Genomic DNA, 14,721 nt, shown 5'->3' with positions numbered 1-14,721 from the left:
AATTTAGCAGCAAGGACTGGGGTTATGATGGCCGGGATGTTCACGTACGAGCACGAGGTGTCCCACGAGTGGCAGCGCCGCCAGACGCTGCGCGAGCTCAAGCGGGGGCATTTGCCTATCGACGAGGTGTGCGACGCCGACTTCCTGCTCCGCGCCGCCGCGCAGCACCACGGCGAGGATTCCGCCCGGCCCTGCCCCGTGTGCGGCGAAGTGATGCGTGACGTGCGCTGGGTCTACTCCGAAAAGTTGGGCAGGCGCACAGGCACCGCGCGCAGCGAGGAGGAGATAGACAGACTCGTGGGCGAGGTGGGGGCGCTGACCGTCCACGTGGTGGAGGTGTGCCCGTCGTGCAAGTGGAACCATCTGTTACAAGAAGTCACAGCCGTACCAGTAGTGTGAATCCGAACTGGGCAGGTAGGGTGTCCGGTAGGAATGTAGTAGGTAGCTCGCCCGTTTGCCCTCCCCGCGGGCGCGGCGGGTGCAATTGTGCAGGGAAAACGTGTGACTGAACAGAGCGCTGAAAAGAATACGGCGAAGGCGAAGGGCTCCAGCGGCACCACGGCCGTGAAGAAAAAGAAGAAGTCCCGCGCGTGGCAGTGGGTGCTTGCCTTCTTGCTGTTCCTCCTCCTGCTCGCCTGCGTGCCGGTCGGCTGGTTTATGTGGAAGTACTCCAAGGCCGAGGTCCCGGGTCCAGGCGAGATTGAGACGGCGCAGATCTCCTCGATCTACTTCAACGACGGCGAAAACGAGCTCGCCCGCCTCGTGCCGCCCGAGGGCAACCGTGAGCAGGTGCCCCTCGAATCTGTGCCCGAGGAGGTGCAGAATGCTGTGCTGGCCGCGGAGGACCGCGACTTCTGGACCAACTCGGGCTTCTCGCCGACCGGTTTCGCCCGCGCGGCGCTGGGGCAGATCACCGGCAACACCTCTGCAGGCGGCGGCTCCACCATCACCCAGCAGTACGTGAAGAACGCGCTGGTGGGCAACGAGCACTCCTACGAGCGCAAGGCCAATGAGCTGGTCTACTCCGTGAAGATGACCAACCAGTGGTCCAAGGAGGACATCCTCCGCGCCTACTTGAACACTGTGTACTTCGGCCGCAACGCCTACGGCGTCGAGGCCGCCGCGCACGCCTTCTTTGACAAGCCGGCGTCCCAGCTCACCCTCGAGGAGGGCGGCGTGCTGGCCGCCTCCATCCAGCTGCCCAGCGAGCTGGATCCGTGGACGAACCGCGAGGCGGCGGAGCAGCGCTGGAACTACGTCATGGACGGCATGGTGGAGATGGGCAAAATCACCCCGGAGCAGCGCGCCGGCTTGGTGTACCCGGAAACGCGCGACCCGGCCTCCTACTCCGCCTACACCGAGGCCACCGGCCCGAACGGCCTGATCAAGAACCAGGTGATCCAGGAGCTCGAGGCACTGGGCATCACCGAAAGCGACTTGACCAACCGCGGCCTGCAAATCACCACCACCATCGACGCCGCCTCCCAGGCCAACATGGAGCGCATCGCACGCGAGCGCCTGACCAACCTGCAGGAGGACGCGCGCACTGGTGCGGTGGCCGTGGATCCGTCGACAGGCGCAGTGCGCGCGTACTACGGCGGCGACGACCCCTCCGGCTGGGACTACGCCAACGCCGGCCTGCAAACGGGCTCGACGTTCAAGATCTTCGCCCTCGCGGCCGCCCTGCAGCAGGGCATCCCGCTGACGTCCATGTTCGATTCTTCCCCGGTGACCCTGCCGGGCAACCACGTCGTGACCAACTGGGACGGCGGCGGAGGCGGAATGCTGTCCATGACTGAGGCCACCCGCGTGTCCTCCAACACCGCCTACATGCGCATTCAAGACGAACTGGACAACACCACGCAGGACACCGCCGACATGGCGCACGCCCTGGGCGTGGCCAAGTCCATCCCCGGCATCCCGCTGACCTTGCGCGAAAACGGCGGCCAGCCGTACGAGGGCATCGTGCTGGGCCAGTACCAGTCGCGCGTGCTGGACATGGCCACCGCCATGGCAACCCTGACCAACCGCGGCCTGATGCACCCGACCCACTTCGTGGAAAAGATTGAGGACGCCACCGGCGAGGTCCTCTACCAGGTGGACAAGGACTACACCGAGCGCCGAGTGGCCGAGCAGGTCGCCGACAACACACTGCAGGCCATGCAGGGTGTGGCTGGCTACTCCAACGCCGTCCTCGCAGGCGGCCGCCAGTCCGCGTCCAAGACCGGCACCGCCCAAATGGGCGACACCGGCAACAACAAGGACGCCTGGATGGTCGGCTCCACCCCGCAGCTCGCCGTGGCCGTGTGGGTGGGCACCGCCGACAACACCTCGCCAATCTTTAACGAGTGGGGCGGCATCATGTACGGCTCCAACACCCCGTCCCAAATCTGGAAGCAGTTCCTGGACACCGAGTTGGAGGGCCAGGAGTTCATGAGCTTCCCCAACGCCAACCCCGTCTACTGGGGCGTGAACCCGTACTCCGGCGGTGTCGGCCTGGGCGGCTACTACTCCAACCCGACGCCGAGCTACACCGGCGGCACCGGCCAGGCGCCGTCCGCCCCGAGCTCCGCGGCACCGGCGGACCCGTCGGCCCCAGCAGCGCCCGAGGCACCGGGCGGGGAGGAGGCACCGGCGCCCGCACCCGCACCGGCGCCAGCCCCGGCACCCGCGCCAGCCCCCGCGCCGGCACCGGCGCCAGCGCCGAACCTCAACGACACGATCAACGACGTCCTCGATCAATTCCAGGGAGCGTTCCAATAAATGACTGAGCCGACGCAGACTACGCAGGTCACCTGGCCGGACCCGGCGGACCGTGTCCAGCCCGGCCGCACCGAGCCGCTCGCGCGCGGCTGGGTGGAGTTCCTCGGCGGGCCGATGGGCCGCTTCGCCCAGATCGGCCGCGCCCGGTTCTGGACGCCGCTGCGCTCCATCCTCGCCGTCGCATACGTCTTCTTGTCCTTCGGCCTGCTGCAGAAGGCGCACTGCGCCGGCGGCAAAGCCGACGACAACGGCATCATCCAGCTCAACTGGGACGGCAACCGCCAGTACACCGCCGCCTGCTACAACGACATCATTCCGCTCTACGGCGCCCGCGGCCTGGACCAGGGCGGCTTTGTCTACGACTACTCGTGGGTGGAAGACGGCCTGACCCGCTACATGGAATACCCGGTACTCGCCGGCCTGTTCCAGCAGCTGTCCGCCTGGCTGTCGCGCAGCACCTACTTCCTGGTGGACAACTTCGTGCCGGATTCCGGCTGGTACTTCTACGTCACCGCGCTGCTCATGTCCATCATCTGGGTGATCACCATCCGCATGGTCGCCGAGCTCGCGGGCAACCGTGTCTGGGACACCCTCCTGGTCGCCGGCTCTCCGCTGCTGATCGTCCACGCGTTCACCAACTGGGACATCCCGTCCATCTTCTTCGCCGTCGCCGCGATGCTGGCCGCCCGCAACCGGAAGTTCTGGCTCGCCGGCGTGCTCATCGGCTTGGGCACCGCGTTCAAACTCTGGCCGATCTTCCTGCTCGGCGCGTACCTCACCGTGGCGCTGCGCAAGCGCGACCTGGCCCCGTTTGGCAAGATGCTCGCCGCCATGGTGGTGTCCTGGCTCGTGGTCAACGTGCCGGTCTACCTGCGCAACCCGGATGCCTGGGGTGAGTTCAACCGCCTCAACACCGACCGCGGCTGGGAGTGGACCACCATCTACGCGGTCATCTCCCGCATGACCGGCTGGACCGGCTTCGACTCCGGCGAGGGCGCCCCGGTGATCCTCAACGCCGTGACGCTGATCCTGTTCCTGCTGGGCTGCCTGGGCGTGCTCATCCTGGGCCTGAAGGCGCCGCAGACCCCGCGCATCGCGGAGCTGGTGGCGCTGATCGTCGGTCTGTTCCTCATCTTCAACAAGGTGTGGAGCCCGCAGTACTCCCTCTGGTTTGTCGTCCCCGCGGTGCTGGCGCTGCCGTACTGGCGCCTCCTTTTGTCCTGGATGGTCGTGGACATGGCCGTGTGGCCGGTGCTGATGTGGCACATGATGGGCGCGGACAACATGGGCGTGCCGGGCTGGTTCCTCAACATCGTGATCATCTCCCGCGACGCCTTCATCATCGCCATCATGGTGCTGGTGGTGCAGCAGATCCTGGGCAAGCGCCGCGACAAGGTCCGCGACGCCCACAACGGCCACGACCCCCTCATGTCGCTGCCGTACCAGTGGAAGGAGCCTTTGCCTATCGACGCCCCTCCGGCCGACCCCGTTTCCGAACCCGCCGACGCCGAGCCGGCCGGCTCCACGGTCGCCAAGGTCTAGCCGATGAACGCCACCACAATCCTGGGCATTGCCTCCATCGTGGTGGCGTTTTTCCTGTTTTGCGCCTCGTTCTATTTTGCGGTGAAGGGGCGGAAGCAAGCGTCGATAAGCTTCGGCTTGATCGCCTTCCTCTTTATGACCGTGATCCCGGTCTCCCTCGCCCTCTTCTCCGCGGTGCCCAACCCGCACTAGGCGGATTTTGTACGAATCGACATTTGGGCCGCTTCTGGCGTTGCAAACGCCCAGGTCAGCATTTTGCCGCGTTGATTCGTGCACAACGTGGGTCCGCACCAATAATTGGTGGTGGCGGGATTGTCCGCAATGCGGAGTCCACACGAGCGCACCCGAAACCCAAGGTTTTGAGCTGGTCAAACCGTGGGGTAGTCTGTTCGGGTTGCTTGACGCAACGACCCTCCTGCCATGACCACAAGGGTGATGGCCGAAAACAACCGAGACCATAGGAGGTGATGAGGTCCGTGCGTCACTACGAAGTAATGATCATCCTCGATCCGCAGCAGGATGAGCGCACCGTTGCCCCGTCCCTGGACAAGTTCCTGGAGATCGTCCGCAAGGAAAACGGCAAGGTGGAAAACGTTGATGTGTGGGGCAAGAAGCGTCTTGCTTACCCGATCAACAAGAAGGAAGAGGGCATCTACGCCGTTGTCAACCTCGACTGCGAGGCAGACACGGTCAAGGAGCTCGACCGCGTGCTGAACCTGAACGAGAACGTTCTGCGTACCAAGGTTCTGCGTACCGACAAGTAAGAACCGGTAGGCTCAGAAACCACACGATCAGCAGGTAGGAAGGTTTAGGACATGGCTCAAGGCGATACCCCAATTACCGTTGTCGGCAACTTGGTTGCGGACCCGGAGCTGCGCTTCATCCCGAGCGGCGCTGCCGTTGCGAATTTCCGCATCGCGTCCACGCCCCGCACGTTCAACCGGGAAACGAACCAGTGGGAAGACGGCGAAGCCCTGTTCCTCACCTGCAACTGCTGGCGCCAGATGGCGGAGAACGTCGCGGAGTCCCTGACCAAGGGCATGCGCGTCGTGGTCACCGGCAAGCTGCGTCAGCGTTCCTACCAGACCAAAGAGGGCGAAAACCGCACCGTGTTCGAGGTCGAGGTCGACGAGGTTGGCCCGTCCCTGAAGTACGCCAGCGCGTCTGTCACCCGCAATCCGCGTGAGGGCGGTGCGGGCGGCTACGGCGGCGGCAACCAGGGCGGCCAGCGCGGCGGTTTTGGTGGAAACCAGGGCGGTTTCGACCAGGGTGGCCAGGGCGGCCAGGGCCAGAATCAGGGCCAGGGCGGCTACAACCCGGCGAACGGCGGCTTCGGCGGCCAAAGCCAGGGCCAGACCCAGGGCAACCCGAACCAGTCCCAGCCTCAACATGATCCGTGGGGTTCCGCTCCGGATGCCGGCGGTTTTTCCGGCGGCGCGGGCGATGAGCCACCGTTCTAAACGACAACCACACATCAAGCATTTTTCACCATAAGGAAGGTTAGGATTATGAAGCTGATCCTCACCGCTGCCGTCGAGAAGCTTGGCGAGCCTGGAGAGGTCGTCGAGGTCAAGGACGGTTACGGACGCAACTTCCTGCTCCCGCGCGGCCTGGCTATCCCGGCTACCCGCGGCGCAGAGAAGCAGATTGAAGACATTAAGCGCGCCCAGGCTGAGCGCCAGGTCCGCGACCTGGATCACGCGAAGGAACTGCGTGACCAGCTCGACCAGCTCAAGGGCGTCAAGGTTGCTGTGCGCACCGCTAACAACGGCAAGCTGTTCGGCTCTGTGAAGGCCGGCGACATCGCCGACGCTGTGAAGGCCGCTGGCGGCCCGAACTTGGATAAGCGCCGCATCAACGTGCCGAAGGGCCTTGTTACCAAGACCGGTGGCTACCAGGTCAAGGTCAACCTCCACGACGACGTGGAGGGCAAGGTGAACTTCGAGGTCGTAAGCGCATAACGCTTATCGACGACTGCTCCGCCTGAGAACGGAAAACTGCAGTCCAACGACAACAGCATTTAAAAGCGCGGGTCCCACTTGTGAGGAGTGGGGCCCGCGCTTTTAGTGTGCCGATACAATACCGCCCATGACGTTTTCCGTGGCGCGCCGCGTGCGCACTTTGGCTGTGTCCCTCCTGCTCGCGGCGGCTGCTGCGGCCGGGTTCGCCATGCCGGCGCAGGCCGTGGCGATGTACGCCGGCGACAGTATCCGCGTCGCGTACAGCGACGGTTCCCGTTACGGCTGTTCGCTGAATACGGTGGCGCACCGCGACGGGCAGGCTTACGGCGTGACGGCGGGCCACTGCCTGGCGCCGATTGGTGGCGCGGTGCCGGTGGCGGTGTACGCGGCGGATGGCCGCACGAAGATCTCGGGCGACCTGCGGGATTCGGGCTACGAGATGCGCGGCGACAATACGCTGGGCAGCCCGCTCCGAGACGTCGCCTGGTTCCCGCTGGCCGGCGGCGTTACCAACGCCGCGGCCGCCCGCGGTGGGGCCGTCGACATCCCGGTCATCGGCGCGGTCAATCCGTTGTCGGACGCAGTCCAGCGCATCAACCCCACCCGCCGTGTTGCGGGCTACCACCCGGTGACGGCGGTGAAGCCGGGCCAGATTGTGTGCAAGGACGGCGCGCGCACCTCGCGCACCTGCGGCCCGGTGTTGAAGGTGAACCCGGACACCGGCGAGCTGGCAGTGCTGATCTTGGCGTTGCACGGCGATTCCGGCGGGCCGGTCTACACCGTCAACCCGGATGGCAGCGCGAACATCATCGGCGTGGTCTCCGGCACGGCGTTCGGCGTGCTGCTCGCGGTGGACGGACTGCTGCCGCTGCCCGCCGGATTGCGGTAGTTGTCAGGGTGTGTATATCCTCTCGGATATACACTTGAACTAGGGGTGATTGCTATGGCCGAACCAATTCAGGACGGGCCAGTCCGCACGACAGTGTTCATGTCGGGAAACAGCCAGGCCGTCAGGATTCCGGCGGCACTGCGCTTTGATTCGGACAGAGTGATGATCGAACGTGTGCCGGAAGGTTTGCTGCTGCGGCCGGAGGAAGAATCGTTCGGGCATGTGGTGGCGAGGTTGCGCGAGTTCCAGCGCGTAAACGGTATTGAACCTGGGCTGGTCGAAGAAGTTGATGATCTGCCGGAGGACCTTCCCCCCGATCTTGACCGCGGCGACGAGCGATAGGAGATTCGGTGCGGTACCTCCTTGATACAAATGTGTGGATCGATATTGAACGTGGTGACCATCCAGAGGTTGTTCGCAAAAGTTCTGAGCTAGCTAGTGCGCAGCTTTGCTTATCAACTGTGGTTCTTGGCGAAATTCAGGCCGGAATCGAGAGGTCCCGCAGGCCAGAAGCTATGCGGCGGGTGTACGACCTCCTGCTGCACGGTTGCCCTGTGTTCGAGGTCGATCGGGAGTCCGCATGCCTATACGGCAAGCTCCGGTCTGATCTCCTGAATCGGGGGCAGGTCATCGGCTCGAACGACCTCTGGATCGCGGCGCAGGCGATCCGAAATGATCTAGTGCTTGTGACTGCAAACGAGCGCGAGTTTGCGCGCGTGCCCAACCTGAAGCTGGAGAATTGGCGGTAGCCATGTTCGTCACCCAGGTCCGCATCGACGCGCCGGTGGAGGGCTACGCCCGCGACCTGCCGGTGGTGCGTCGCTTGGCTGAAAAGCCCCTCGAGCTCGCGCAAACCACGATCCTCACCGGCGACAACGGGTCGGGGAAGTCCACGCTGGTGGAGGCGATCGCTATGGCCGCCGGCGCCAACGCCGCGGGCGGTTCCCGCCACGCCCAGTTCCAGGCAGCGGACCATTCCCGGCTCCACGCCTCGCTCACGTTGACCCGCCGCGCGAACCCGAGCGACGTGTACTTCCTGCGCGGCGAAACATACCTCGACCTCGCCGAATACCATGAAAGCCTCGGAATCGAAGACCCGTTGCAAGACCTCACTCGCCGCAGCCACGGCCAAGGCATCATGCGCATGGCCCACGAACGCTTCGGCCCGGACTCTTTGATCATCCTGGACGAGCCCGAAGACGGCCTCTCGGTCTTCTCCCAGCTCGAACTGCTCGGCCTGCTCGCGGTGCTGATCCGCCGCGGCGCGCAGGTGCTCATGGCCACGCACTCGCCGGTGCTGCTCGCCGTCCCCGACGCCCGCATCCTCACCGTGCCCGCCCTGGAGCACATGCCTTTCGAGGACTGCGAGCCCGTCACCGCCACCCGAGAGTTCATCGACGACCCGGCCGGCACGGCGAGATTCCTGGTGGACGGCTAGGGAGCCTGCCCCTGAGCGCCCATGTCGATATCTCGAGGTCGATAGTCGCTGGTTACAGCGTTTTCGGATTTTGGAGTCCCGGCAGGCCAAGAGGCGCTGACCTGCAACTATCGACATGGAGTTATCGACCTCAACGTATTGACCCCGCCGTAGGATGAGCCCCATGTTCATCCAGCACATCTCCGTCGACCCGTCGAAGGCCCCGCCGTGGGCCCTCGACGCGCCGGCGGTTGAGCACGTCGCGGAGTTCGGCTTCCCGCTGACACACCCGGTCACGCTGATCACCGGCGGCAACGGCGTGGGTAAGTCGACGCTGTTGGAGGGGATTGCCCGCGCGTGGGGGTTTAAGGTCGAGGGCGGGCCGTGGGGCGTCGATAAGCCTGGCGCCCGTGACCCGATGTTTGGCGCGCTGACGCTTCGGACCGGGCCGCGCGCGAAGGCCGGGTATTTCCTGCGCGGCGAGACGCACACGCGCGTGACAGAGTTCGGCGAGCGGTCGCACGGGGAGTCCGTGTTGGAGCTGACCTCGCGGTTTGCCAAAGATGCGCTGTACTTGCTGGACGAGCCCGAATCGGGGCTGTCCGCCGTCGCGCAGATGGCGCTGGTGGCGCAGCTGCACGCAATCGGCGAGCAAAGCGCGCAGGTGATCGCGGTGACGCACTCGCCGATCGTGCTCGGGATCCCTGGCGCGGAGATCGTGGAGGTCGGCGAGCACGGCGTGGACCGCGGCCTGGCGGTGGAAGACACGCTCGCGTTCCGGGCGATGCGCGACTTTCTGGCGGACCCGCACGGCATCGCCGAGTACATGGCGGACTGGGCGGAGGGCGAGCTGGGTTAGCTAGCTAGCCTCCGTAAGTGGGCAGCGATAACGGATACCTCCGGGTGGTACTTGGCCACGTCACAGGCGAGGTCGAAAAGATCATCTTCGGCAAGGACTTCGTCGTCGACACCGTGGGACGCGAGCATGAGCAGGCAAAGCAGTACTCCGATGCGCTTGTTGCCGTCATGGAGGGGGTGGCTCGATTCGATGCTGTCGAGGACGGCTGCCGCCTTGTGCCACACGTCGGGATAGAGGTCTCTATTGCCGAATCGGAGCCACGGACGTTCAATTGCCGATGCCAATAAACCCATATCCTTGATATGGAATCCTTGGACCTTCACCCATTCGGCGATGATCTCGACTTGAAAGAGAGAGCGCGGATCCGTCATGCGTCTTTTAACCGGTCCATGAGCCTCGAACGGCTTTGGAAGATGCGATCCAACTCAGCATGAGCGTGCCTACGAGCTTCTTCCTTCTCCCACTCTTGGTGGATCAATCGAAGCAAGGTCTGCTGCTTGGATGTTCCAGAGCTTTTGGCCAGATCGGAAAGCATTTTGTCGTCATCATCGGTCAGTCTCAAATTCAGCGCCATGATAACGATAGTACCGTTTCAGTACCACTGTTCGAACACCCGTGTCGGGGCCGTGGTATATGGTGTGCGCCATGACTGCGACACGCGAACAAGCGGACGAACTTCTCAAGGGCATCGCGGGGCCCCACGCCGCCCTGCGCGACGACCAGTGGACGGCCGTCGATTCCCTCGTTAACCAGCGCAAACGCATGCTAGTGGTGCAGCGCACGGGCTGGGGAAAATCGGCGGTGTACTTTATCGCCGCGAAGCTGTTGCGCGAGGCGGGCGAAGGTCCGTCGATTATCGTCTCGCCGCTGCTCGCGCTCATGCGCAACCAGGTCGAAGCGGCCGCACGCGCCGGCATCCGGGCGGCCACGATCAACTCCGCGAACATGACGCAGTGGGAGGAGATCCAGGCAGACGTCGACAAGCTGGACCTGCTCCTGATCAGCCCGGAGCGCCTCAACGCGCCGGGCTTTCGCGAGGAAGTGCTGCCACAGCTCGCGCGGTCCGTCGGCATGCTGGTTGTGGACGAGGCCCACTGCATCTCCGACTGGGGGCACGATTTCAGGCCGGATTACCGGCGCATTTCTTTGCTTATCGACGACCTCCCGGCCAACACCCCCGTCCTGGCCACCACCGCAACGGCGAACGACCGCGTGGTGGCCGACGTGGTCGCCCAGCTGGGCGAAGGGACCGGCGTGCTCCGCGGCGGGCTGGACCGAGAGTCGTTGTCGCTCAACGTAGTGCGCCTGGCAGACCCCACCCAGCGTGCTGCCTGGATCGCGCAGTACTTAGCGCAGGTGGAGGGCTCCGGCATCATCTACTGCTTGACCGTCGCCGCCGCGCACGACCTGGCGGAGGCGCTGGAGACCGCCGGGTGGAACGTGGCCGCCTACACCGGCCGCACGGAGGCGGAGGAGCGCGAGCGCCTCGAGCAGGCGCTGATCCACAACGAGCTCAAAGCCCTGGTGGCCACATCGGCGCTCGGCATGGGCTTTGACAAGCCGGACCTCGGCTTCGTGGTGCACCTGGGCGCGCCGAGCTCCCCGGTGAGCTACTACCAGCAGATCGGCCGCGCCGGGCGCGCCACCGACCACGCCGAGGTGGTGCTGTTGCCCGGCCCGGAGGATCAACGCGTGTGGGAGTACTTCGCGTCCGTGTCCATGCCGGAGGAGCCGGTGGTGCAGCAGCTGCTGGGCGCGCTCGGCGATGATCCAATCTCCACCCCGAAACTCGAAAACGCCGTGGACTTGTCGCGCACACGCATTGACCAGGCGCTGAAAGTGCTGGACGTTGACGGCGCGGTGCAACGCGTCAAGGGCGGCTGGGTTGCTACCGGTGAGTCTTGGGCCTACGACCACAAGCGTTACGACGGCCTGGCGGACGCCCGCGAGCGCGAACAAAACCTCATGCTGGCCTACGAGTCCACGGACGCCTGCCGCATGGTGTTTTTGCGCAGCGAGCTGGACGATCCGACGATCGGGGAGGGGGAGCGCTGCGGGCGCTGCGACAACTGCACCGGCAACCACCTGCCCACCGACGTGGACCCGGCGCTCGCCGAGCGCATCGACGCCCGCCTGAAGGCCCCCGGTGTGCCGCTTTCCCAGCGCAAGATGTGGCCGACAGGCTCCGCGCGCCGCGGCAAAATCAAGGGCGTACTCGGCGGCAAGGCGCTGGGCCGGCTCAACGACGTCGCCCGCGGCCCCGCCCTGGCCCAACTCTTGCGCGACAACGCTTACCGCCCCGCCGAGAATTGGCGCGACGACCAGTGGCTGACCCGCTTCGTCGCCGTGCTGGCGGACTGGGACTGGGACACGCGCCCGGCCACAGTGGTGGCACTCGGCTCGGCGGACCCGGCACGGGCGGAGATGGTCGCCTCCACTGCGGAGGCGCTCGCCCGCGTGGGGCAAATGGCTTACGGCGGGGCAGTGCAGGCCGGCGGGGCAGAGGTGGAGGCGCGCAACTCCGCCTTCCGTGTCAACGCGCTGGATAGGTACTTCGACTACTCGGGGCTTGCCATGGCCGAAGGACCCGTGCTGCTGCTTACCGGCGAGGTGGACTCCGGCTGGTCGGTCACCGTCGCCGCAGCCGATATCGCCGAGCGTTTCGGTGTGGAGGTGCTACCGCTGGCGTTCGCCTCACGCGCGTGAGGTCCTCGCCGCCACGGTCTGCGCAACGGCCGTGCCCAGCAGGATGAACAGGCCGATCGGGAGAAGGTACAGGAAGAGGTTGATGGTGGGCAGATCCATGCCCGCCTGGTATTCCTGCCAGCTCGAGTCGGCGACAGAGCCGAAGCCCACGGCAAGGCACGCTGTGGCGATCCAGACGGCCACACCGTGCGCAGGGCCACTCCGCCGCGCTGCCGCAGTGTAGGTGGCAGCCCATCCGACCGCTCCCGCTGCCGCAAGCACGGCGAGGACGGCGAAGGCGAGGCGGTAGGCCGCGAAGTCGAGATTGCCGCCAACCGTTCGCATCCCAGCCACGCACACTGCTGGAAACGCCACTGCAAAGACGAGGTAACTCCAGAGAATTGCTCGTGGGGACATGCGACGACGGTAACAAAAACACACCGGGTGCGCCCCTGTGACGGAATGTGGATAAGTGGTGGGTTATACAGCCTGGGTAGGGGTTAGATTGTCCACTCGAGTGGACATTTCGTGGTTGTCAAACGCCGTGGTCAACCGAGTTATCCACCTAAAACGTCACTCGGCGTGAGTTTGAAAATATACAGGGTGAACTGCGGAAATGTACCGTTGTCCAGTGGCTTGGAGTCTCGAATTCACACGAATTCCACACCGCAAACACCACCCCTGTGGAAAACTCACCCGCACATTCCCCAATTGTCCACACCCCCTGTGGATAACTCGGTTTGCGGTTTGCATTACGGGGTAGTCTCATACACACAGCGAAAGGGGAGCCCATGGGTGCAGACGACAGCTTCGACGACTACGTGCCGCCGCCGGAACCGGCCGCGGACTACGGGGACTTCAGCGACTCCGACTTTGACGCGTTCCAAGGCAACAGCGGTAACTCGAGGGGGAAAGGTGGGAGGGGCGGTAGCTCGTCGAGAAGCAACCGCTACTCCAACTTCAACCGCGGCAACAACGAGCTGCAGGAATACCGCACGCCGCCGCACGACGAGCTGGCGGAGCGCTCCGTCATCGGCGCGATGCTGCTCAACCCCGACGTCATCCTGGATGTGGCGGAAAGCCTGCGCCCGGACGACTTTTACTTTCCGGCGCACCAGCTGATCTACCAGGCCATCCTGGACCTGTTCGCGCAGGGCAGCAACGTCGACGTGCTCATTGTCGCTGGGCGGCTGGACCGCATCAACGAGCTCGAGCGCGTCGGCGGCGCGCCGTATCTGCACACGCTGATCTCCGAGGTTCCCACGGCGGCGAACGCCCGCTACTACGCGGAGATCGTGGAGGAAAAGTCGATCCTGCGCCAGCTGGTCAACGCCGGCACGCAGGTGGTGCAGCTCGGCTACGAGGGCGAGGAGGGCATGGAGGTCGACGCGATCGTCGACCACGCCCAGCAGAAGGTCTTCAACATCACCCGCAACCAGTCGGGCGAGGACTACCGCCCGCTGTCGGAACTGCTCAAGCCCACTATTGACGAGCTGACCATGATCGCCTCCGGCGGCGCGCTCGAGGCGGGCGTGCCCACCGGGTTCATCGACCTGGACAAGCTCACCAACGGCCTGCACGCTGGCCAAATGATCATCATCGCGGCGCGTCCCGGTGTGGGTAAATCCACGCTCGCGCTGGACTTCATGCGCTCGTGCTCGATCCACCAGAACAAGACGTCCGTGATCTTCTCGCTGGAGATGAGCGCCTCCGAGATCATCATGCGCATGCTGTCCGCGGAGACGGAGATCAAGCTCTCGGCGATGCGCTCGGGCCAGATGGAGGAGCGTGATTGGGAGAAGCTCACCCACCGCCTCACCGAGATTCAGGACGCGCCGCTGTTTATCGACGACTCGCCGAACCTCACCATGATGGAAATCCGCTCCAAGGCGCGCCGCCTGAAGCAGCAGCACGGCCTGGACCTGATTGTGGTGGACTACCTGCAGCTGATGAGCTCCGGCAAGAAGGTCGAGTCGCGCCAGCAGGAGGTCTCGGAGTTCTCCCGCCACCTGAAGCTGCTGGCCAAAGAGCTCGAGGTGCCGGTGATCGCCATCTCTCAGCTCAACCGTGGCCCGGAGGCCCGCACCGACAAGCGCCCGCAGCTGGCTGACCTGCGCGAGTCAGGCTCGCTGGAGCAGGACGCCGACATGGTGTTTCTGCTCTACCGCCCGGACTCGCAGGACCGCGACGACGAGCGCGCGGGCGAGGCGGACATCATCGTGGCGAAGCACCGCGGCGGCCCGATCGACACCATTCCGGTGGCGCACCAGCTGCACTACTCGCGCTTCGTCAACATGGCGCACGGCTAGTTAACCTGCCCTATGAACAGTTAGGCATGGCTTTCCAACGGTGACACGCTGCGGAAACGCGTTTATGCTTCAACAGCACAACGCAAAAGCTGCAAAGGAGAAAGCCATGACCGTGCGTTCCATGAACGGCCCCGCCGCCTGCGCGAGCACGGTGGCCAAGCTCGACCCGAGCATTACCGTCGCCAAGACGGGGGAGAACACGCTCCTGCTCAACCTGCCGCGCAACATCGAGGAGATCGACAAGGCGACGGAGGACAAGTCGCTGCTGTCGCGCATCACGCGCTTCTTTGCTTAGC

At 64.8% G+C, this 14,721-nt stretch carries 18 protein-coding genes; 15 read left to right on the top strand and 3 right to left on the bottom strand.

Going from position 1 to position 14,721, the window contains the following annotated elements:
• Positions 1-36: 36 nt before the first annotated feature.
• The 12 genes from ACX1NL_RS11490 to ACX1NL_RS11435 all read left to right on the top strand — a co-directional run bounded on the left by ACX1NL_RS11490 (position 37) and on the right by ACX1NL_RS11435 (position 9,431).
• Positions 37-399, top strand: a complete 363-nt coding sequence (locus ACX1NL_RS11490) for a DUF5318 family protein (RefSeq protein WP_239307182.1) — start codon at positions 37-39, stop codon at positions 397-399.
• 102 nt (positions 400-501) lie between these two features.
• Positions 502-2,763, top strand: a complete 2,262-nt coding sequence (locus ACX1NL_RS11485; protein ID WP_458898219.1) for a transglycosylase domain-containing protein — start codon at positions 502-504, stop codon at positions 2,761-2,763.
• Entirely contained in the window at positions 2,764-4,305 is a 1,542-nt protein-coding gene (locus tag ACX1NL_RS11480) for a glycosyltransferase family 87 protein (protein ID WP_301614882.1), read from the top strand. It begins immediately after the preceding gene.
• Between the two features lie 3 nt (positions 4,306-4,308).
• Complete coding sequence (locus ACX1NL_RS11475; RefSeq protein WP_181889309.1) at positions 4,309-4,497, top strand: hypothetical protein; 189 nt, start codon at positions 4,309-4,311, stop codon at positions 4,495-4,497.
• Positions 4,498-4,772: 275 nt separating this feature from the next.
• Positions 4,773-5,069 (top strand): 30S ribosomal protein S6, encoded by a 297-nt coding sequence (gene rpsF, locus ACX1NL_RS11470; protein ID WP_181889308.1) that lies wholly within the window; start codon positions 4,773-4,775, stop codon positions 5,067-5,069.
• A 51-nt stretch (positions 5,070-5,120) separates the two neighbouring features.
• Positions 5,121-5,765, top strand: coding sequence for a single-stranded DNA-binding protein (locus ACX1NL_RS11465; RefSeq protein ID WP_181889307.1), 645 nt, complete (start codon positions 5,121-5,123; stop codon positions 5,763-5,765).
• Positions 5,766-5,813: 48 nt separating this feature from the next.
• Positions 5,814-6,266, top strand: a complete 453-nt coding sequence (rplI, locus tag ACX1NL_RS11460; protein WP_181889306.1) for a 50S ribosomal protein L9 — start codon at positions 5,814-5,816, stop codon at positions 6,264-6,266.
• Positions 6,267-6,393: 127 nt separating this feature from the next.
• Entirely contained in the window at positions 6,394-7,155 is a 762-nt protein-coding gene (locus ACX1NL_RS11455) for a chymotrypsin family serine protease (RefSeq protein ID WP_181889305.1), read from the top strand.
• A gap of 54 nt (positions 7,156-7,209) precedes the next feature.
• Entirely contained in the window at positions 7,210-7,497 is a 288-nt protein-coding gene (locus ACX1NL_RS11450) for an antitoxin (protein WP_181889304.1), read from the top strand.
• An 8-nt stretch (positions 7,498-7,505) separates the two neighbouring features.
• The gene (locus ACX1NL_RS11445) at positions 7,506-7,904 is read left to right on the top strand and encodes a type II toxin-antitoxin system VapC family toxin (protein ID WP_181889303.1); all 399 of its coding nucleotides are present in this window, start codon (positions 7,506-7,508) and stop codon (positions 7,902-7,904) included.
• 2 nt (positions 7,905-7,906) lie between these two features.
• Positions 7,907-8,593 carry an AAA family ATPase gene (locus tag ACX1NL_RS11440; RefSeq protein ID WP_311389933.1) on the top strand — a complete coding sequence of 229 codons (687 nt, stop codon included), beginning with the start codon at positions 7,907-7,909 and terminating at the stop codon, positions 8,591-8,593.
• 163 nt (positions 8,594-8,756) lie between these two features.
• The gene (locus ACX1NL_RS11435; protein ID WP_458898218.1) at positions 8,757-9,431 is read left to right on the top strand and encodes an AAA family ATPase; all 675 of its coding nucleotides are present in this window, start codon (positions 8,757-8,759) and stop codon (positions 9,429-9,431) included.
• Here the strand turns inward: ACX1NL_RS11435 and ACX1NL_RS11430 are convergent.
• Both ACX1NL_RS11430 and ACX1NL_RS11425 read right to left on the bottom strand, forming a co-directional pair.
• On the bottom strand, positions 9,428-9,802 hold the full coding sequence (locus tag ACX1NL_RS11430) for a type II toxin-antitoxin system death-on-curing family toxin (protein WP_458898217.1): 375 nt from the start codon (positions 9,800-9,802) through the stop codon (positions 9,428-9,430). The two genes, ACX1NL_RS11435 and ACX1NL_RS11430, sit on opposite strands and share 4 nt — an antisense overlap.
• The gene (locus ACX1NL_RS11425) at positions 9,799-10,005 is read right to left on the bottom strand and encodes a CopG family transcriptional regulator (protein ID WP_239307176.1); all 207 of its coding nucleotides are present in this window, start codon (positions 10,003-10,005) and stop codon (positions 9,799-9,801) included. Before ACX1NL_RS11425 ends, ACX1NL_RS11430 begins: the two co-directional genes overlap by 4 nt.
• Positions 10,006-10,076: 71 nt before the next feature.
• Here ACX1NL_RS11425 and ACX1NL_RS11420 point away from each other — a divergent pair, with 71 nt between their 5' ends.
• A complete protein-coding gene (locus ACX1NL_RS11420) occupies positions 10,077-12,137 on the top strand; it encodes a RecQ family ATP-dependent DNA helicase (RefSeq protein WP_448231423.1) in 2,061 nt (686 codons plus the stop codon).
• Here ACX1NL_RS11420 and ACX1NL_RS11415 read toward each other — a convergent pair.
• Entirely contained in the window at positions 12,126-12,470 is a 345-nt protein-coding gene (locus ACX1NL_RS11415) for a hypothetical protein (RefSeq protein ID WP_181889299.1), read from the bottom strand. The genes ACX1NL_RS11420 and ACX1NL_RS11415 overlap by 12 nt on opposite strands.
• A 437-nt stretch (positions 12,471-12,907) precedes the next feature.
• Between ACX1NL_RS11415 and dnaB the strand changes: the two genes are divergently transcribed.
• Positions 12,908-14,425, top strand: coding sequence for a replicative DNA helicase (gene dnaB, locus ACX1NL_RS11410; RefSeq protein ID WP_181889298.1), 1,518 nt, complete (start codon positions 12,908-12,910; stop codon positions 14,423-14,425).
• 106 nt (positions 14,426-14,531) lie between these two features.
• A complete protein-coding gene (locus tag ACX1NL_RS11405) occupies positions 14,532-14,720 on the top strand; it encodes a hypothetical protein (RefSeq protein WP_070844554.1) in 189 nt (62 codons plus the stop codon).
• Position 14,721 lies beyond the last annotated feature (1 nt).

The sequence above is a fragment of the Corynebacterium sp. CQ3829_602738 genome (assembly GCF_054478435.1).
The sequence above is the reverse complement of the archived record's forward strand: the minus strand, read 5'-3'. Positions and strand labels throughout refer to the sequence as shown.